Origin of the sequence: Pseudomonas sp. SJZ077, from assembly GCF_007993905.1 — a bacterium.
Classification (GTDB): domain Bacteria; phylum Pseudomonadota; class Gammaproteobacteria; order Pseudomonadales; family Pseudomonadaceae; genus Aquipseudomonas; species Aquipseudomonas mandelii.
This window is the reverse complement of the sequence record NZ_VIUJ01000025.1, coordinates 56,300-72,858: the sequence shown is the minus strand read 5'-3', so window position 1 is coordinate 72,858 and position 16,559 is coordinate 56,300. Positions and strand designations below refer to the sequence as shown.

The window sequence follows — 16,559 nt, the reverse complement described above, 5'->3', positions numbered from 1 at the left end:
TAAAACAGTCCTTCGCAACACTGTAAACCCGGCTTTTCCCGTCTACCTTGAAGGATTCTGCGACAGCTTGGCGTTTGGTGATCCGAGAGCTGGCACGTATGATGCTTCACAAACTTCCGCAGATTAGAAGCCTATGTCCCTGATAGTTCTACTGCTTCTGCCTTTTATCGGCAGCTGTCTGGCGGCTTTGCTGCCACACAACGCGCGTAATACCGAATCTTTACTGGCTGGCCTGGTGGCTTTGATTGGCACCGTCCAGGTTGCCCTCTTGTACCCGCAAATCGCCGATGGCGGCGTCATTCGTGAAGAATTTTTCTGGCTGCCCAGCCTGGGCCTGAACTTCGTCCTGCGCATGGACGGCTTCGCCTGGCTGTTCTCGATGCTGGTGCTGGGCATCGGCACGCTGGTTTCTTTATACGCCCGCTATTACATGTCGCCGGACGATCCGGTGCCGCGTTTCTTTGCGTTTTTCCTGGCGTTCATGGGTGCGATGCTCGGGTTGGTGATCTCCGGCAACCTTATCCAGATCGTGTTTTTCTGGGAGCTGACCAGCCTCTTTTCATTCCTGTTGATCGGCTATTGGCACCACCGCGCCGATGCGCGACGCGGCGCCTATATGGCGCTGATGGTCACCGGCGCGGGCGGTTTGTGTTTGCTGGCGGGGGTGATGCTGCTCGGCCATGTGGTCGGCAGCTATGACCTGGACAAGGTCCTGGCCGCCGGCGACCTGATTCGCGCGCATCACCTCTACCCTATCCTGCTGCCCCTGATCCTGATCGGCGCCCTGAGCAAAAGTGCGCAATTCCCCTTCCACTTCTGGCTGCCCCACGCGATGGCGGCGCCGACACCGGTTTCGGCTTATCTGCACTCGGCGACCATGGTCAAGGCCGGGGTGTTTCTGCTCGCGCGGCTCTGGCCGTCGTTGTCCGGCAGTGAAGAATGGTTCTACATCGTCAGCGGCGCAGGGGCTTGCACCCTGTTGCTTGGCGCGTACTGCGCGATGTTCCAGAACGACCTCAAGGGTTTGCTGGCCTACTCGACCATCAGCCACCTCGGCCTGATCACCTTGTTGTTGGGACTTAACAGTCCGCTGGCCGCCGTGGCCGCCGTGTTTCACATCCTCAACCACGCCACGTTCAAGGCCTCGCTGTTCATGGCCGCCGGGATCATCGACCATGAAAGCGGCACCCGTGACATTCGCAAGCTCAGCGGCCTGATCAAGCTGATCCCGTTCACCGCCACCCTGGCCATGGTCGCCAGTGCCTCGATGGCCGGTGTGCCGCTGCTCAACGGCTTCCTGTCCAAAGAGATGTTCTTCGCCGAAACCGTGTTCATCAACGCCACGGCCTGGGTCGAGATGACCTTGCCAATCGTGGCGACCATCGCCGGTACTTTCAGCGTCGCCTATTCGCTGCGCTTCACCGTTGATGTGTTCTTCGGCCCGACCGCCACCGACCTGCCCCACACCCCGCACGAACCGCCACGCTGGATGCGCGCGCCGGTGGAGTTGCTGGTGTTCGCCTGTCTGGTCGTGGGGATTTTCCCGGCGCAAGTGGTCGGCCCGTTGCTGTCCGCTGCGGCCCTGCCGGTGGTGGGCGGCACCTTGCCGGAGTACAGCCTGGCGATCTGGCACGGCTGGAACGCGCCGATGATCATGAGCCTGATCGCCATGTCCTGCGGCATCGTGCTTTACCTGCTGCTGCGCAATCAGCTCAAGCGCGGGCGTTTCAAATACCCGCCGATCATTGGGCGTTTCAACGGCAAGCGCCTGTTCGAACGCAGCCTGGTGGTCATGATGCGCCTCGCCCGTCGGCTGGAGCGGCGAATCAACACCAAGCGCCTGCAAACCCAATTGTTCCTGGTGGTCCTCGCGGCGGTGTTCGCCGGATTGATTCCGATGCTGCACAGCAGCCTGAGCTGGGGTGACCGGCCGAAGATTCCGGGCTCGATCGTGTTCGTGACCCTGTGGCTGCTGGCGATTGCCTGTGCCCTCGGCGCGGCTTGGCAGGCCAAGTATCACCGGCTCGCCGCCCTGACCATGGTCAGCGTCTGCGGCCTGATGACCTGTGTCACCTTTGTCTGGTTCTCGGCGCCGGACCTGGCATTGACGCAACTGGTCGTGGAAGTGGTGACTACGGTGCTGATCCTCCTCGGTCTGCGCTGGTTGCCACGGCGGATCGAAGAGGTGGCGCCCCTGCCGAGCACCCTGCGCAAAGCGCGCATCCGCCGGATCCGCGACTTGCTGCTGTCGAGTGTCGTCGGTGGCGGCATGGCGTTGCTGGCCTATGCGATGCTGACGCGCCAGACGCCCAACCACATTTCCTCGTTCTACCTCAGTCGCGCTCTACCCGAAGGCGGCGGCAGCAACGTGGTCAACGTGATGCTGGTGGACTTCCGTGGTTTCGATACCCTCGGTGAAATAACTGTGCTGGCCGCCGTGGCCCTGACCGTCTTCGCCCTGCTGCGCCGCTTCCGCCCGCCGAAAGAAAGCCTGCAATTGCCGGCTCAGCAACGCCTGCTGGCACCCGACGTCGTCACCGACCTGGTCAACCCGCGCCATGCCAGCGACACCGCGCTCGGTTTCATGATGGTCCCGGCGGTGCTGGTGCGCCTGCTGTTGCCGATTGCGGTGGTGGTGTCCTTCTACCTGTTCATGCGCGGGCACAATCAACCGGGTGGCGGTTTTGTCGCCGGGCTGGTGATGTCGGTCGCCTTCATCCTGCAATACATGGTTGCCGGCACCCAGTGGGTCGAGGCACAAATGAGCCTGCGACCGTTGCGCTGGATGGGCACCGGCCTGTTGTTCGCCACGATCACCGGGCTCGGCGCGATGGCAGTCGGGTATCCGTTCCTGACCACCCACACCTGGCATTTTGAACTGCCGGTGCTGGGCGACATTCACATCGCCAGTGCGCTGTTCTTTGATATCGGCGTGTACGCGGTGGTGGTCGGGTCGACGCTGTTGATCCTCACCGCCATCGCTCACCAATCGGTCCGGGGTCACAAGACCGCTGCCCTGCCCAGATCCGTCGCCACCAAAGGAGCCGTCTGATGGAAGAAGTCATCGCAATCGCCATCGGCGTGCTCGCCGCGTCCGGCGTCTGGCTGATCCTGCGGCCACGGACGTTTCAGGTGGTGATGGGCCTGTGCCTGCTGTCCTACGGCGTCAACCTGTTCATCTTCAGCATGGGCAGCTTGTTCATCGGCAAGGAGCCGATCATCAAGGACGGCGTGCCCCAGGACTTGCTGCATTACACCGACCCCTTGCCGCAAGCGCTGGTGCTGACCGCGATCGTGATCAGCTTCGCCATGACCGCGCTGTTTCTGGTGGTGTTGCTGGCCTCGCGCGGCTTGACCGGGACCGACCACGTCGATGGCCGGGAGCCTAAAGAATGAATGCGATGACGCACCTGATCGCCGCACCGATTCTGCTGCCGCTGCTGACCGCCGCCCTCATGCTGATGCTCGGTGAGAAACACCGCCCGTTGAAAGCCAAGATCAACCTGTTCTCCAGCCTGCTGGGCCTGGGGATTTCCGTGCTGTTGCTGCAATGGACGCAAGCCACTGGCGTGCCCGGTTCGATCGGCGTCTACCTGCCGGGCAACTGGCAGGTGCCATTCGGAATCGTGCTGGTGGTCGATCGCCTGTCGGCGTTGATGCTGGTGCTGACCGGGATCATCGGCGTCAGTGCCTTGCTGTTCGCCATGGCCCGTTGGGACGGCGCCGGTTCGAGTTTCCACGCGCTGTTCCAGATTCAGATGATGGGCCTTTACGGCGCGTTCCTGACGGCGGATCTGTTCAACCTGTTCGTGTTTTTCGAAGTGCTGCTGGCGGCCTCCTACGGCCTGATGCTCCACGGTTCGGGCCGGGCGCGGGTGTCCTCGGGCTTGCATTACATCTCGATCAACCTGCTGGCGTCGTCGCTGTTCCTGATTGGCGCGGCGCTGATTTATGGCGTCACCGGCACGCTGAACATGGCCGACCTGGCGCTGAAAATCCCGCTGGTGCCGGAAGCCGATCGCGGCCTGCTGCACGCCGGCGCGGGGATTCTCGCGGTTGCGTTCCTGGCCAAGGCAGGGATGTGGCCGCTGAACTTCTGGCTGGTGCCGGCCTATTCCGCCGCCAGCGCACCGGTGGCGGCGATGTTCGCGATCATGACCAAGGTCGGCGTCTACACCTTGCTGCGCTTGTGGACCTTGCTGTTCTCCGGCCAGGCCGGGGCGTCGGCGTACTTTGGTGGCGACTGGCTGATTTACGGCGGCATGGCGACCATCGTCTGTGCCGGCGTGGCTATCCTCGCCGCACAACGACTGGAACGCATGGCCAGCCTGAGCATTCTGGTGTCGGCGGGGATTCTGCTGTCGGCCATCGGCTTTGCCCAGCCGAACCTGATCGGCGCGGCGCTGTTCTATCTGGTCAGCTCGACCCTGGCGTTGAGCGCGTTGTTCCTGTTGGCCGAGCTGATCGAGCGCTCCCGTTCGGCCAATGAAATGCCGCTGTTCGACGACGGCGACCTGCTTCCACGGCCGATGGAATCCCTGCAACCGCCCAAAGGCATCAACCTCGATGACGAACAGAAAGCCGTGGTCGGCCAGGTGATTCCCTGGACCATGGCCTTCCTTGGCTTGAGCTTTATTGCCTGCTCGCTGCTGATTATCGGCATGCCGCCGTTGTCCGGGTTTATCGGCAAACTCAGCCTGTTGAGTGCCCTGCTCAACCCGTTGGGGTTGGGCAATAGCACCGATGTGCCGATATCGAACGCGGCGTGGGGCTTGCTGGCGTTGCTGATCCTGTCCGGGCTGGCGTCGTTGATTGCCTTCTCGCGGCTGGGCATCCAGCGTTTCTGGACACCCGAAGAACGGCCATCACCGTTGCTGCGACGCTTCGAGTGCGTGCCGATCATCGTCCTGCTGGGGCTGAGTGTTGCGCTGACCTTCAAGGCCGAATCGCTGATGCGCTACACCCAGGCGGCCGCTGATGCCTTGAACAATCCGCAGCAATACGTGATGGCGGTACTGGGCACGCGTGTGGTGCCGAGCCCGGAAGCCAGGGCGGCGATGCTGGAGGTGCAGCCATGAAGCGTCTGTTTCCGGCACCGTGGTTGTCCCTGGCATTGTGGCTGTTGTGGCTGGTGCTGAACCTGTCGATAAGCCCCGGCAACTTGTTGCTCGGCGCGGTGCTGGGGTTCTGCGCGCCGCTGATGATGCGCAAGCTGCGGCCGCTGCCGATCCGCATTCGTCGACCGGGGGTGATCCTGCGTTTGTTCTTCCTGGTCGGTCGTGACGTGCTGGTGTCCAACCTCGTCGTGGCCTGGGGCGTGCTCAATGCCGGTCGCCGTCCACCGCGCCCGCGCTTCATCAAGGTCCCGCTGGACTTGCGCGATGCCAACGGCCTCGCGGCACTGTCGATGATCTGCACGGTGGTCCCCGGGACGGTCTGGTCGGAACTGGCGCTGGACCGCAGCATTCTGTTGCTGCACGTGTTCGATCTGGAGGATGAAACGCTGTTTATCGAACACTTCAAGGCGACCTACGAGCGCCCCTTGATGGAGATCTTCGAATGAGCGAATTGCTGTCGAACGCGATCCTGCTGAGCCTGTTCATCTTTTCGCTGGCGATGATCCTGACCCTGATTCGCCTGTTCAAAGGCCCGTCGGCCCAGGACCGGGTTCTGGCACTGGACTACCTGTACATCATCGCGATGCTGATGATGCTGGCGCTTGGCATTCGGTATGCCAGTGACACTTACTTCGAGGCGGCGCTGCTGATCGCCCTGTTCGGCTTCGTCGGCTCGTTTGCCCTGGCCAAATTCCTGCTGCGTGGCGAGGTGATCGAATGAACGCGGAACTGTCTCTGTGGGTTGAAATACCCGTGGCGATCCTGCTGGTGCTCGGCAGTCTGTTTGCGCTGATCGGCGCCATTGGCCTGGTGCGGATGAAGGATTACTTCCAGCGTATGCACCCGCCGGCACTCGCCTCGACCCTGGGGGCGTGGTGTGTGGCGCTGGCCTCGATCATATATTTTTCGGCGCTAAAGTCCGGGCCGGTGCTGCATGCCTGGCTGATTCCGATCCTGTTGTCGATTACGGTGCCGGTGACCACATTGCTGCTGGCGCGGGCGGCGCTGTTTCGCAAGCGCATGGCGGGGGATGATGTGCCGGCTGAGGTGAGTAGTCGGCGCACAGAAAGCGGGAGTTAGTTCGGAAGATTTGTGTTGGATGTCAGGGCCTCTTCGCGGGCAAGCCTCGCTCCTACAGGTTTTGGTTCGATCACACGTTGGTGATTTCCCACGATCCTGTAGGAGCGAGGCTTGCCCGCGAAGCTTTTCAGATCCAGGCAACAGCCAACAACCCGGCCCCCAACACCACACACAGCGGCGAATAAGCCCAGGTGTCGAGTCGGGCAAACTTCGAATCCTTGACCTGCTTGAAAAACCCAACCAGATTCGAATCGCCGATCGCCCGGGCAAACATCAGCATCGCAATGGCGCTGATTACCCATTGCAGCGACCAGTGATGCACCGTCGGCAAATACAGGCCGACCCGCAGGCATACCAGCATCGCGATCAACAGCAATCCCACCGCGACCAGCAACGTGGCAAACCCCGACGGCTTGAAGGCCGGCCTGGATTCCCCTCCCCCCTCTGGCGATATTCGCGGGACCGCCGCCTCGCTACCTAACTTGCCACCTGCCGCCCAGTACAGGTGGATCAGGCTGATCAACAGGAAGATGGCAGCCATCCATTGCGCGATCAATAGGCTCATGTTCAGACATCCAGCGTGAAATGTCGCAGCAGGATGAACTTCATTGAACGATTTTGTAAGGGTATTCGTCATCGACGATGATAAAGTGCCGCTCCATGAAACTCGCCCGAACTGATCGCACATTGATGGCATGGATGCTTTATTGCTGCGTCCTGTTCAATGTGTTCGCCTGCAGTATCGGTCACGGGCAAATGGTCGGGATGCAGCTCAACGGCATCGGCGGCCCGTTCTGTTCGGTTGATCCGGCGACCCAGGCGCCAGTTTCCTCGAACTCCTCGGACGACAACCTGCCGACCCTGTCCAAAGCCTTTGGTTGCCCGCTGTGTTCCACCGGTGGCATGGGCCCGGCGCTCAACTCCAGCCTGACCCTGGCGATACTCCCGGAGCAGCACAGCCCGCCTCTGGCTGTCATCGCCAACGCTGACCTCCCCGCCCGTTTCACCTGGCCGTCGGCCAATCCTCGCGCTCCGCCTGTCGCCTGAATTTCTTCGCCTTTCCCGATCAGCCCACTGCGCCAACGCGTGGCGTTCGCCCGTGCGCTGTTTCTTAGCCAGGAATTCAGGATTCATCGATGAAACATGCTTCTTTGTTAGTAAGCCCTTTGCTGGCCAGCCTGTGCGGCTGCCTGTCTGTTAACGCTTGGGCGCAATCCACCGTCGACCTCGCACCGATTACCATTGATGGCGAAGCGACGACCGAGCCAGGGCTGAGCCTCGATCAGTCCAGCGGCATGGCCTCGCGTCTGGGCCTTAGCGTGCGGGAAACCCCGGCATCAGTCGCCATCGCCAACCGCCACGACATCGAGCGCCACGGCGCGCAAAACTTCCAGGACGCCGCCAACACCTTGCCGGGTGTCAACGCCAGCGCACCGCCGGGTTTCGGCGGGTTCGTTTCCTACCGCGGTTTCACCAGCGGTCAGATCACACAGATGTTCAACGGCATCAACGTCTCTGGCGGCCTCGCCCGGCCAGTGGATGCATGGATATACGATCGGGTCGAACTGGTGGGTGGCCCGTCGTCGCTGATCAATGGCGCCGGCTCCGTGGGTGGCTCATTGAACTACGTGACCAAACTTGCGACCCGAGAAGAGCAGGCGGTCGAAGGTCGTGTCAGTTACGGGACTTATGACACGACCGAGACCGCGTTCGGCCTTAACCACGCACTCAGCGAGGCCGGGGATGATGTGCAGCACTACGCGCGGCTCGACGTCAGCCACAACACCGGCAATGGCTACATCGACCGCCAGGAGCGCGATGCCTGGAGTGTCGCGTTTTCGCTGCTCAGCGACCTGACGCCCAACCTGTCCCACACCCTCGCGCTGGAATATCAGGACGAACACGAAGACAGTCCTTACTGGGGCACACCCGTGCTCATTCCCAAGGCGGGCGAGCTGAAAATCGACAAACACAATCGTTTCAACAATTACAACGTTGAAGACGGGCGGTACGAGCAGCGCACGATCTGGGCTCGCTCGATCATCGACTACCAGATCACCGACAGCACCACCCTGCGCAACACGCTTTACCACCTCGACAGCCAGCGCGATTACCGCAACCTGGAAACCTATCAGTACAACGCCGACAACAGCGCGGTGAATCGCTCCACGGCGTATCAGGTCCGGCATCAGGGCGAACAGAACGGCAACCAGTTCGAACTGCGCCACGACAACACGCTATTGGGTCTGGAGACCACCTGGTCTGGCGGTTTCGAGTACAAGGTCAACCAGACCACCAACTCGCCGTTGAACGTCAAAGGCGCAAGCACCGTTGACCCGAATAACTTCCAGCCGGGGCACTTCTACGACATTCCCGGCACCCGACCGGGATTTGTCAGCGACAAGACCAACGAGGTCACCACCAAAGCCCTGTTCGCCGAAAACCGCCTGGCGTTGACCGACAAACTGGCGTTGCTGACCGGCCTGCGTTACGACGATATCGACCTGGACGTGACCAATCACCGGCAAGTGACCGCCAGCAATCCCCGCCATTTGAAACGCAGCTGGGAGCCGGTGACGGGAAGGGTCGGCCTGACCTACCAGTTCATTCCTTCCGCCAACGTCTACGTGCAATACAGCACCGCCGCCGAACAACCCAACGGCACGCAGGATTTCGACGTGTCCACCGGCAAGCAATGGGAAGTCGGCAGCAAGTTCGATTATCTGGACGGGCGCGGTTCGGCAACGGTGGCGGCGTACACGATTGAGCGCAAGGATTTCGCAGTGACCGATCCGCTGGACCCGACCCTCAGCATTCCAGTGGGTCAGCAGACGTCGAAGGGGATTGAATTGGCCAGTTCGTTGCAAATCACCGACAAGCTGTTGGCCGAGGGCAACTTCGCGTGGGTTGACGCACAGTACGACGCGTTCACCGAGAAAAATGCGGCGGGCGTGGTGGTATCACGCAAGGGCAACACGCCGACCAATGTGCCGGACCGGGTCGGCAATGTGTGGCTGACCTATGACTTCGCACCGCAGTGGCAAGGGGGTGTCGATGCGCGCTATGTGGCCTCGGTGTTTGCCGACAGCGCCAACACCATGACGGTGCCGTCGTACACGCTCTACGGCACGTTTCTCCGTTACGAGGTCGACCGCCATACCACCGTCACCGGCCGAGTGCGAAATCTGACCAACGAGGTGTATGCCGAGTTTGCGCATGTATCGCCGGCGTATTACCTCGGAACACCGCGTACGTTTGAGCTTGCGGTGCAAACGCGTTTTTAACCCTGTACATCTCTTGTGGCGAGGGAGCTTGCTCCCTCACCACAATAGTCACTGGAGACTGGCGGAGACTTTATCCGCCACATCCTTCGGCACCCATGCCTGCCAGACATCAGGATGCGCCTTCATGAACGCCTCCGCCGCTTGCCGTGGCGGGGTGTGTTTTTCGCTCATTTGGGCCAGTGCCTTGTTCAAGGGGTCGATCGGAAAATCGACCTTGCTGAAGAAATCGGCAATCTGCGGGTACTGCTTTTGAAAAGGTGTGGACACGCCAATCGACAGCTTCGAGGCCAGCGAGCGAGTCGGTTTCGGATTAGGGTTATCAGCGTCCGTCAGGGTTTTCCAGGCTTCGGCATCAAAGGGCGGTTCCTCCAGCTGAATCAGCTTGAAGCGCCCAAGCAACGGCGTCGGTGACCAGTAATAAAACAGCACAGGCTTGCCACGACGGATCGACGAACTGATCTCTGCATCCAGCGCTGCACCGGAACCGCTGCGGAAATTCACATAGCTGTCGTTCAGGCCATAAGCCGTGAGTTTCTGCTTGTTCACCACTTCCGATGTCCAGCCAATCGGGCTGTTGAGGAAGCGTCCCTTGCCCGGGCTTTCCGGATCGCTGAACACATCCTTGTACTTGGGCAGGTCGCTGACACTGCGCAGATCTGGAGCCAGTGGCTTGATGCCCTTGGCCGGGTCGCCCTTGATCACATATTCCGGCACCCACCAGCCTTCAGTGGCACCCTTGACCGTGTCGCCCAGGCTCACGACCTTGCCCTCGGCTTCAGCCTTGACCCAGACCGGGCTGCGACCGGCCCACTCCTCGCCAATGACCTGAATGTCATTGTTGGCCAAGGCGGTTTCCAAGGTAATGGTGGTCCCGGGCAAGGTGTCGGTCGGCAGGCCGTAGCCCTTCTCGACGATGATCCGCAGGATGTCGGTGATCAGGCTGCCACTTTCCCAGTTCAGGTCGGCAAAATGGATCGGCGCCTGGGCAGCGGATACCGGAATGGGTGAACTCAATACACCCAATGCGGCCAGTGCACCAACCAACAACCGTCGAAATCCTTTCATGCTTTTGCACCTCGTGCTGTTCACAGCAAATAGCAGGATGGCCTGACAGAAGACCGCAAGCCTCTGAATACTCAGTCAACTGACTGTAGTAGAGGTTCCTGCTTTCGAGAGGGGCGATTCAATTTTCGGAAGTTTCCTGCAAGCGTGCCAGCTCTCTTCTGACCATGCTGGCGTAAGCCGCCGGGCGCAGCGTGTAAATCTGTGACGCCACCCACGTCAGCCAGCCTCCCTGCAGAACAGCCTTGTGCTCGAACAGCCGTCGGGCTTCGAGGTGCGCACTGGCCTGGTTCTGTTCGTGGAAGTCGGCGCGGGTCAGGGTCATTACTCGCTGGCCTTGAACGTGATCAGTTCGCCTTTGCGCCACTTGGCGGCTTTGGCGGTCACGGCTTTCAGGGTTTTGGTCAGGCCTTCCTGCAGCTGCTGGTGGGCGGCGAAGACCATCACCACGCTATGGCCTTCCTTGAACACAATCGCGTGACCCTCTGCGGTGGTGACAAAGGCGTAATCGCCCAGCCCGTAAACCGTCAGTTTGATTTCACGGAACTTGATGTCGAGCTTGCCGCCTTCACGACTGGGCAGAACCGAAGCGCTGAAATGATCGCCGACCTTGAGCTTCAGCCCTGGCTTGTCGTCGACCACCAGCGCCTCTTCGGTGTCGATCTCGGCAATGTAAATGCCTTCAGCGTTCTGTTCGGTGATGTAAACGAAACGTGACTGAAACTGTTTAACCAGCTTTGCGCGCAAATCACCCAGCACGAACAAAGCATGCATATCGAGATTACTTACTGCCAAGGAAACATCCCCACATCTGAAATGATGCCGCACGCAGAAAAAGCGCACAGCAGAAAAAAGCGGCCATGCCGAAGTGTTGCCGTAAGACCCGGGTTGAAATCCTGAGCCGAGCAGAGCGCTCATGCCTCGCGAGGTCAGTGAGATTACTGGAATATCACTCGCGCCGTCCTCTGTGAAAGTCGTCAGATGTTGAAGGAAAAAGCCCTTCTCACAGCCAGAGGAAACCGGATTACCAACTTTAGGGAAAAAACTCTTTAAAAAAAGCACTTTTCCGACATATCGCAAATAAAAAATTGCTTTAGATGAACACCGTTCGCTAACCAGTGCGGGTGATTCTAGAGCAGCGATGCTCACCGAGACTACCCAAAACGATGTACACACGTCGGTAAAACAATGAAAAGGACTTCACATGTGCACCATGACCCACTTCGCTTCCCCCCAAACAACGCGCGCAAACAGTTACGCCCCGTTGCACCCGGCGGTGTTCCAGCCGCATGAATTGCAGCCTGAAAGCCTGCTGCTGCCACGCTTTCAGGTGGTGCTGGCCGGTAATGCCTTCTTCCATATCAAGGAAATTTCTACGGGTCGTGTAAGAGGTTTCCGTGGCTGCCATAACGAAGCCTGCGCACTTGCCCGCTCACTTGAGTCTCGCATCTGACGCGTTCGCCTGCCTTCATGCCTATAGACGTTTCGTCATGCCGGCGACTTAACTCAGCCGCCGGCAGGCAACTACTGCCATACTGCCCGACCAATGAAATTCGTCCCCAGGACGGACGGCATTCAACACAACAATATATTTCCAAGGGAAGGCAGCTACGTGACGGAATTTGATATCGGTGAATTTTTTATCCGGGGCGAAGCCAGAGAGGTCGAAGGCGAATTCCAGGCAGTCATTGTCATGCGTGCCAAACCACCGTTGACCACGGTGACGTATCACCAAGTCGAGAAGGATCGCTGGTTCAAGACCTCGGACGTCGCTGCCATCGCCGCCAAAGAAGCTGCCCAGGCTCTGAAAACGGCTGTCGATGAAGGTGCATTGAAAGCCTGATCGTCGGATTTGCCGTCTATGCTCTCTCCTGCTTCCCCACATCGCAATCGAACTCCTGAAGCGCGGCCCGCTCAGATGCCATGAAGCCGCACCTCAGATCGCGACCCGCAAGGAGATGAAGATGGATTCACCTATACACGACTTGAAAGGTTTGTTCGACCAGCTCGGTCTGGACTCCAGTCAGAAAGCCATCGATGAATTCATCGCCAGCCATTCACCTTTGGCCGACGACAAGAAACTCATCGATGCGGAGTTCTGGACGCCGCAACAAGCCGGCTTCCTCAAAGAACAATTGCGTGAAGACGCCGATTGGGCGCGGGTGGTCGACGACCTGAACCTGCGCATGCATCAGATTCACTAGCCCGCCTGTCTTCCGTCAGCGATAAACTTGTGGCGAGGGAGCTTGCTCCCGTTGGACTGCGCAGCAGGCCCATCTTGGGGCCGCTACGCAGCCCACCGGGAGCAAGCTCCCTCTCCACAGTTGAGTTTCAGGCTTGCTCACCGGTTATCATGTTGAGCATCTAGCGAGGACTTTGCGGTTTGTACCCCAACCGCAACCCACCCCAATGCCGCCCCTTGAGCATGATCGGCACCGAAAGGTCGTGCATCAGTTCGCCTGTGTCGCGGGTGTAAGTCTGCAACAACACCGGCTGTTGATGGCTGCCACAGCGGATGCCGGTGCGGTCGGCAAATTTGCGCTTGGTGCGGTTTTGGACCGTATCGACCTGCGCATCGCCGGTCAGCGGTTGGCTGAAGATTTTGTTATGGGTGGGCACGTAACCCTGCTGGGTACAGGCGATGGCAAACACCAGGCCTTCATGGCGCGGCAGCAACGGTTCCTGGATGGCGGGCAAGACCTGATCGGTGTAACGATCAAAACGCGTCTGAAACTTGGCCGGGCTGGTGTTGGGGATCGCCTGGTAATTGCGATCAAACAGATCATCGAGGCTGACACGGCCCTGATCAATATCCGCTTCGAAGCGCGCGGCAATCTGGCTGGCGCCTTCGCGGGCAAGGTCATAGATGCGTTGGTGGTAGTCATCCAGCCCGACTTCGGCCAGACGCTCGCTGATGGTTTCGGCCTGACCTTCCATTTGCACCGCAGCCTGGGCCAGGCGCTGGGTCTGTTGGTCGCTGATCGCCAGGTCGCTGCGCATCTGTTCAATGGCATGGAACAGGCTGTCGAGTTGTTCGCGGTTGGTGTCCGCCCCCTTGGCGATTTCCCCAACCTGATGCTCGACGCCGGCAGCCAGGCGCGCGATGTTTTCCAGGTGCTGGCCGGTGTGCTCGACCTGCTTGACGCCGATGTCGAGGTCACTGGACAGTTGGCGGATCTGCTCCACCACCTGCGCCGTGCGTTGCTGGATATCGGCGACCATCTCCCCGACTTCGCCAGTCGCCGTCGCCGTGCGCGCCGCCAGTCCGCGAACCTCATCCGCCACCACCGCGAACCCGCGACCATGTTCCCCGGCCCGAGCCGCTTCAATCGCGGCGTTCAAGGCCAGCAGGTTGGTCTGACTGGCGATGGACTGAATCACCAGGGTGACCCGTTGAATATCGTCGCTGCGCAGGCTCAGGGCTTCGATCAGTTCACGGCTGTTATTGGCGCGCTGACTGAGCTGATGCATACGGCTGATGGACTCGATCAGTTCCGTGCGCCCTGCTGCGCTGCTCTGATGAGCTTCGCTGGCGGCACTGAGGGCTTCGCGGCTGAGTTTCGACGTGGCTTGTTCGGTCCCGATCATCACTTCGGCGTTGCTGACGATTTGCGCCGCCGCGTCGAGTTGCGATTGCAGTTTGTCCGCCAGTTGCTTGACCGAAAAGGCCACGCCTGCGGCCGACAAAGCGTTATGGCTGGTGGTGTAGGAAAGATCGCGAGTCAACTCGGCGATGGCGCTGGCGCCGTCGGCGGGCGCTGCTTCGGGCGTGGCGCGCGAGCGCAGGCGAGGCAGCCAGATCACCAGCACCGCCAGTGGCAGGCAAAGGTAAAGCGACCAGCCACCCAACGCCATGCCGCACAGCAAGAGCATCAGGGCGATGCTTTGCAGCGTTGGCGTCAGCCAAAGGTTTTTCGGCAAAAACACTGGTGCAGGCACTGCCGCAACCAGAGATCCGTCTCTCGTCATCTTCGTCACCCCAAGGCTCTTCTAATTGTTGTGCATGCATTAAACGCCACCACAAGGCCATTATCTATGGTCCATTAGTAGTGGGCGTTGCAGCAGATCAATAGAAGTGCCTGAGGTTTTCGCAGACGGCAAAAAGCATCGCGGGCAAGCCTCACTCCTGCAGGTTCATCGTGAACCGTGGGAGCGGGCTTGCCCGCGATGCGGGGCGCTACGAAATCAGGCCTGACGCTGGTGCTTGTCGATCTGTTCGTGACGCTCTTGAGCTTCGATGCAGTACTTGGTGGTCGGGCTGATCAGCAGGCGTTTCAGACCGATGGCCTCGCCGCTGTCATCGCACCAGCCGAAGCTGTCTTCTTTGATGCGTTCCAGAGCCTGTTCCAACTGAGGCAGCATGCGCTGGTCGCGATCGATCGCGTTCACCAGCCAGGTGCGCTCTTCTTCGACAGAAGCAGCGTCGGCCGGATCGGCTGGAGTGTCCAGGCTCTCGATGGCGATGCGGTTCTGTTCGATGCGCTCATGGGTTTCGACTTTCATGTTCTGCAACAGCTCATAGAAAAAAGCATGTTGCTCGGCATTCATGTAGTCATCCGCCGGCATGGCCAGCAACTTGTCCTTTGTCATTGATATCTCTATAAAAAAACGTGCATTAAGGCGAATTAGGGAGCGTTCCGGTGGACCAGGTCTGGCCATCGGAAAGGCGCCGTTTATTCCAAGCGCCACCCGGCACTCAATTTACGAGGGCCGGCAGTCTAAGGCCGACTTGAGGCCTCAGCAACTGAAAAGACAGCGAATTTGTCCGACAAAGCCCGGAAAGTGCTCTATGGCAGCCTCTGCGGTGGTTATCGGAGTGCGTTTATAGCAAGAAATTCAATCGAGCGGCTGTATAGAGAAGACAAATGGTTGCGCCACGCGGGTCAGGCGTGGCGCATTGGCTGTCGGTTCTACGACTCAGCGCTTGAGTTTACGCTTGTTGCGGTATTGGTCGATCACCACCGCCGCCACAATAATCAGTCCCTTGATGATGTCCTGAATATACGCATCAACACCGACAAAGGTAAACCCACTGGCCATCACTCCGAGAATCAAGGCACCGATCACGGTGCCGGTAATGCGCCCGACGCCACCGGCCAGGCTGGTGCCGCCGATGACCGCCGCGGCAATCGCGTCCAGCTCATAAGACATGCCCATCCCCGCCTGCCCGGTCGCGGCACGCGCCGAGGCCACGACGCCCGCCAGGCCGGCCAGCAACCCGGCGATACTGTAGACGATCACCAGATGACGCTTGACGTTGATCCCCGAGGTGCGCGCCGCCTGCATGTTGCCGCCGATGGCGTACGTGTACTTGCCGTACTTGGTGTAGCGCAGGGCGATGTGAAAGATCACCGCGACCACCAGGAAAATGATCACCGGCATGGCGCCATGACCGATGGCCGTGTAGGAATCCGAGAGCATGCTCACCGGCTGGCCTTCGGTGTAATAACGCGCCAGGCCTCGCGCCGAGACCATCATGCCGAGGGTGGCAATGAACGGCGGAATCCCGGTGATGGCAATGATGCTGCCGTTTATCGCGCCCGCCAGCAGCCCGACGCCAAGCCCGGCGATCACTGGAATCCACACGGGCAAGTCGGTCAGTGAAGGAAACACCGCCCGGGCGAAATCCGAGGTCTGGGCCAGACTCGCAGCGATCATCGCTGACAGCGCCAGCACCGAACCGGAGGACAGGTCGATCCCGGTGGTGATGATCACCTGGGTCACGCCAATCGCCAGCAGGCCGATGATCGACACTTGCAGGATCATCAGCACCAGGCGCTGGGAGTTCATCAGGAAGCTCTGGTCGCGCACGATCCAGCCAAAGACTTCGAAGACCAGGCCGATGCCAATCAGCACCAGGAAGATACTCAACTCGGTCGGAAAGCGCCGACGACTCTTGACCGGTGCCGTTGCTGGCTTGTTTTCCAGTATCGCGTTCATAACCATTCACCCTTCTAATGAATTCCGGCATCGACTACATACCTGTGGCGAGGGAGCTTGCTCCCGCTCGAGTGCG

18 protein-coding genes are annotated in these 16,559 nt (G+C 59.9%); 11 read left to right on the top strand and 7 right to left on the bottom strand.

What is annotated here, in order from left to right:
* The first annotated feature begins 133 nt into the window (after positions 1-133).
* Genes FBY01_RS27690 through FBY01_RS27665 form a run of 6 tightly spaced genes read left to right on the top strand, consistent with a single transcriptional unit; the run spans position 134 to position 6,197 of the window.
* Positions 134-3,052: a monovalent cation/H+ antiporter subunit A gene (locus tag FBY01_RS27690; RefSeq protein WP_145310298.1), complete on the top strand. Its 2,919-nt coding sequence runs from the start codon at positions 134-136 to the stop codon at positions 3,050-3,052.
* Positions 3,052-3,396: a Na+/H+ antiporter subunit C gene (locus tag FBY01_RS27685; RefSeq protein ID WP_007986256.1), complete on the top strand. Its 345-nt coding sequence runs from the start codon at positions 3,052-3,054 to the stop codon at positions 3,394-3,396. Before FBY01_RS27690 ends, FBY01_RS27685 begins: the two co-directional genes overlap by 1 nt.
* Positions 3,393-5,078, top strand: coding sequence for a monovalent cation/H+ antiporter subunit D (locus tag FBY01_RS27680; protein ID WP_145310300.1), 1,686 nt, complete (start codon positions 3,393-3,395; stop codon positions 5,076-5,078). The genes FBY01_RS27685 and FBY01_RS27680 overlap by 4 nt, the downstream gene beginning before the upstream one ends.
* Positions 5,075-5,563 (top strand): Na+/H+ antiporter subunit E, encoded by a 489-nt coding sequence (locus tag FBY01_RS27675; protein WP_145310302.1) that lies wholly within the window; start codon positions 5,075-5,077, stop codon positions 5,561-5,563. The genes FBY01_RS27680 and FBY01_RS27675 overlap by 4 nt, the downstream gene beginning before the upstream one ends.
* Positions 5,560-5,838, top strand: a complete 279-nt coding sequence (locus FBY01_RS27670) for a K+/H+ antiporter subunit F (protein WP_007935991.1) — start codon at positions 5,560-5,562, stop codon at positions 5,836-5,838. The genes FBY01_RS27675 and FBY01_RS27670 overlap by 4 nt, the downstream gene beginning before the upstream one ends.
* Positions 5,835-6,197, top strand: a complete 363-nt coding sequence (locus FBY01_RS27665) for a Na+/H+ antiporter subunit G (protein WP_010459660.1) — start codon at positions 5,835-5,837, stop codon at positions 6,195-6,197. Before FBY01_RS27670 ends, FBY01_RS27665 begins: the two co-directional genes overlap by 4 nt.
* A 127-nt stretch (positions 6,198-6,324) precedes the next feature.
* Here the strand turns inward: FBY01_RS27665 and FBY01_RS27660 are convergent, their stop codons facing one another.
* Positions 6,325-6,762 carry a DUF3995 domain-containing protein gene (locus tag FBY01_RS27660; protein ID WP_077749713.1) on the bottom strand — a complete coding sequence of 146 codons (438 nt, stop codon included), beginning with the start codon at positions 6,760-6,762 and terminating at the stop codon, positions 6,325-6,327.
* Between the two features lie 95 nt (positions 6,763-6,857).
* Here FBY01_RS27660 and FBY01_RS27655 point away from each other — a divergent pair, with 95 nt between their 5' ends.
* Both FBY01_RS27655 and FBY01_RS27650 read left to right on the top strand, forming a co-directional pair.
* Entirely contained in the window at positions 6,858-7,244 is a 387-nt protein-coding gene (locus FBY01_RS27655) for a DUF2946 domain-containing protein (protein WP_077749714.1), read from the top strand.
* A gap of 89 nt (positions 7,245-7,333) precedes the next feature.
* Entirely contained in the window at positions 7,334-9,481 is a 2,148-nt protein-coding gene (locus FBY01_RS27650; RefSeq protein WP_145310304.1) for a TonB-dependent siderophore receptor, read from the top strand.
* Between the two features lie 48 nt (positions 9,482-9,529).
* Here FBY01_RS27650 and FBY01_RS27645 read toward each other — a convergent pair whose 3' ends face one another.
* The 3 genes from FBY01_RS27645 to FBY01_RS27635 all read right to left on the bottom strand — a co-directional run bounded on the left by FBY01_RS27645 (position 9,530) and on the right by FBY01_RS27635 (position 11,338).
* Positions 9,530-10,546, bottom strand: a complete 1,017-nt coding sequence (locus FBY01_RS27645; protein WP_010459651.1) for an ABC transporter substrate-binding protein — start codon at positions 10,544-10,546, stop codon at positions 9,530-9,532.
* A gap of 118 nt (positions 10,547-10,664) precedes the next feature.
* The gene (locus tag FBY01_RS27640) at positions 10,665-10,868 is read right to left on the bottom strand and encodes a hypothetical protein (protein WP_010459649.1); all 204 of its coding nucleotides are present in this window, start codon (positions 10,866-10,868) and stop codon (positions 10,665-10,667) included.
* Positions 10,868-11,338, bottom strand: a complete 471-nt coding sequence (locus FBY01_RS27635) for a hypothetical protein (RefSeq protein WP_042932119.1) — start codon at positions 11,336-11,338, stop codon at positions 10,868-10,870. The genes FBY01_RS27640 and FBY01_RS27635 overlap by 1 nt, the downstream gene beginning before the upstream one ends.
* Positions 11,339-11,747: 409 nt before the next feature.
* Here FBY01_RS27635 and FBY01_RS27630 point away from each other — a divergent pair, with 409 nt between their 5' ends.
* From FBY01_RS27630 to FBY01_RS27620, 3 genes are all read left to right on the top strand, one after another.
* Positions 11,748-11,996 carry a hypothetical protein gene (locus FBY01_RS27630; RefSeq protein WP_145310306.1) on the top strand — a complete coding sequence of 83 codons (249 nt, stop codon included), beginning with the start codon at positions 11,748-11,750 and terminating at the stop codon, positions 11,994-11,996.
* Positions 11,997-12,155: 159 nt separating this feature from the next.
* Entirely contained in the window at positions 12,156-12,386 is a 231-nt protein-coding gene (locus tag FBY01_RS27625) for a hypothetical protein (protein WP_010459643.1), read from the top strand.
* Positions 12,387-12,507: 121 nt separating this feature from the next.
* Positions 12,508-12,747 (top strand): DUF2789 domain-containing protein, encoded by a 240-nt coding sequence (locus tag FBY01_RS27620; protein WP_010459641.1) that lies wholly within the window; start codon positions 12,508-12,510, stop codon positions 12,745-12,747.
* Between the two features lie 160 nt (positions 12,748-12,907).
* On the opposite strand, the gene FBY01_RS27615 is transcribed toward FBY01_RS27620, so the two are convergent.
* The 3 genes from FBY01_RS27615 to FBY01_RS27605 all read right to left on the bottom strand — a co-directional run bounded on the left by FBY01_RS27615 (position 12,908) and on the right by FBY01_RS27605 (position 16,483).
* The gene (locus FBY01_RS27615; protein WP_370655171.1) at positions 12,908-14,131 is read right to left on the bottom strand and encodes a methyl-accepting chemotaxis protein; all 1,224 of its coding nucleotides are present in this window, start codon (positions 14,129-14,131) and stop codon (positions 12,908-12,910) included.
* Positions 14,132-14,728: 597 nt separating this feature from the next.
* Positions 14,729-15,133 carry a TraR/DksA family transcriptional regulator gene (locus FBY01_RS27610; protein WP_010459637.1) on the bottom strand — a complete coding sequence of 135 codons (405 nt, stop codon included), beginning with the start codon at positions 15,131-15,133 and terminating at the stop codon, positions 14,729-14,731.
* A 327-nt stretch (positions 15,134-15,460) separates the two neighbouring features.
* Entirely contained in the window at positions 15,461-16,483 is a 1,023-nt protein-coding gene (locus FBY01_RS27605) for an ABC transporter permease (RefSeq protein ID WP_145310308.1), read from the bottom strand.
* Positions 16,484-16,559: the final 76 nt, after the last annotated feature.

Excerpts from the sequence above, each read along its gene's own strand:
- FBY01_RS27675 (WP_145310302.1), top strand. The coding sequence starts at position 5,075 with ATGAAGCGTCTGTTTCCGGCACCGTGGTTGTCCCTGGCATTGTGGCTG.
- FBY01_RS27655 (WP_077749714.1), top strand. The coding sequence starts at position 6,858 with ATGAAACTCGCCCGAACTGATCGCACATTGATGGCATGGATGCTTTAT.
- FBY01_RS27685 (WP_007986256.1), top strand. The coding sequence starts at position 3,052 with ATGGAAGAAGTCATCGCAATCGCCATCGGCGTGCTCGCCGCGTCCGGC.
- FBY01_RS27645 (WP_010459651.1), bottom strand. The coding sequence starts at position 10,546 with ATGAAAGGATTTCGACGGTTGTTGGTTGGTGCACTGGCCGCATTGGGT.
- FBY01_RS27660 (WP_077749713.1), bottom strand. The coding sequence starts at position 6,762 with ATGAGCCTATTGATCGCGCAATGGATGGCTGCCATCTTCCTGTTGATC.
- FBY01_RS27620 (WP_010459641.1), top strand. The coding sequence starts at position 12,508 with ATGGATTCACCTATACACGACTTGAAAGGTTTGTTCGACCAGCTCGGT.
- FBY01_RS27605 (WP_145310308.1), bottom strand. The coding sequence starts at position 16,483 with ATGAACGCGATACTGGAAAACAAGCCAGCAACGGCACCGGTCAAGAGT.
- FBY01_RS27690 (WP_145310298.1), top strand. The coding sequence starts at position 134 with ATGTCCCTGATAGTTCTACTGCTTCTGCCTTTTATCGGCAGCTGTCTG.
- FBY01_RS27615 (WP_370655171.1), bottom strand. The coding sequence starts at position 14,131 with ATGATCGGGACCGAACAAGCCACGTCGAAACTCAGCCGCGAAGCCCTC.
- FBY01_RS27665 (WP_010459660.1), top strand. The coding sequence starts at position 5,835 with ATGAACGCGGAACTGTCTCTGTGGGTTGAAATACCCGTGGCGATCCTG.
- FBY01_RS27650 (WP_145310304.1), top strand. The coding sequence starts at position 7,334 with ATGAAACATGCTTCTTTGTTAGTAAGCCCTTTGCTGGCCAGCCTGTGC.
- FBY01_RS27610 (WP_010459637.1), bottom strand. The coding sequence starts at position 15,133 with ATGACAAAGGACAAGTTGCTGGCCATGCCGGCGGATGACTACATGAAT.
- FBY01_RS27680 (WP_145310300.1), top strand. The coding sequence starts at position 3,393 with ATGAATGCGATGACGCACCTGATCGCCGCACCGATTCTGCTGCCGCTG.
- FBY01_RS27670 (WP_007935991.1), top strand. The coding sequence starts at position 5,560 with ATGAGCGAATTGCTGTCGAACGCGATCCTGCTGAGCCTGTTCATCTTT.
- FBY01_RS27630 (WP_145310306.1), top strand. The coding sequence starts at position 11,748 with ATGTGCACCATGACCCACTTCGCTTCCCCCCAAACAACGCGCGCAAAC.
- FBY01_RS27640 (WP_010459649.1), bottom strand. The coding sequence starts at position 10,868 with ATGACCCTGACCCGCGCCGACTTCCACGAACAGAACCAGGCCAGTGCG.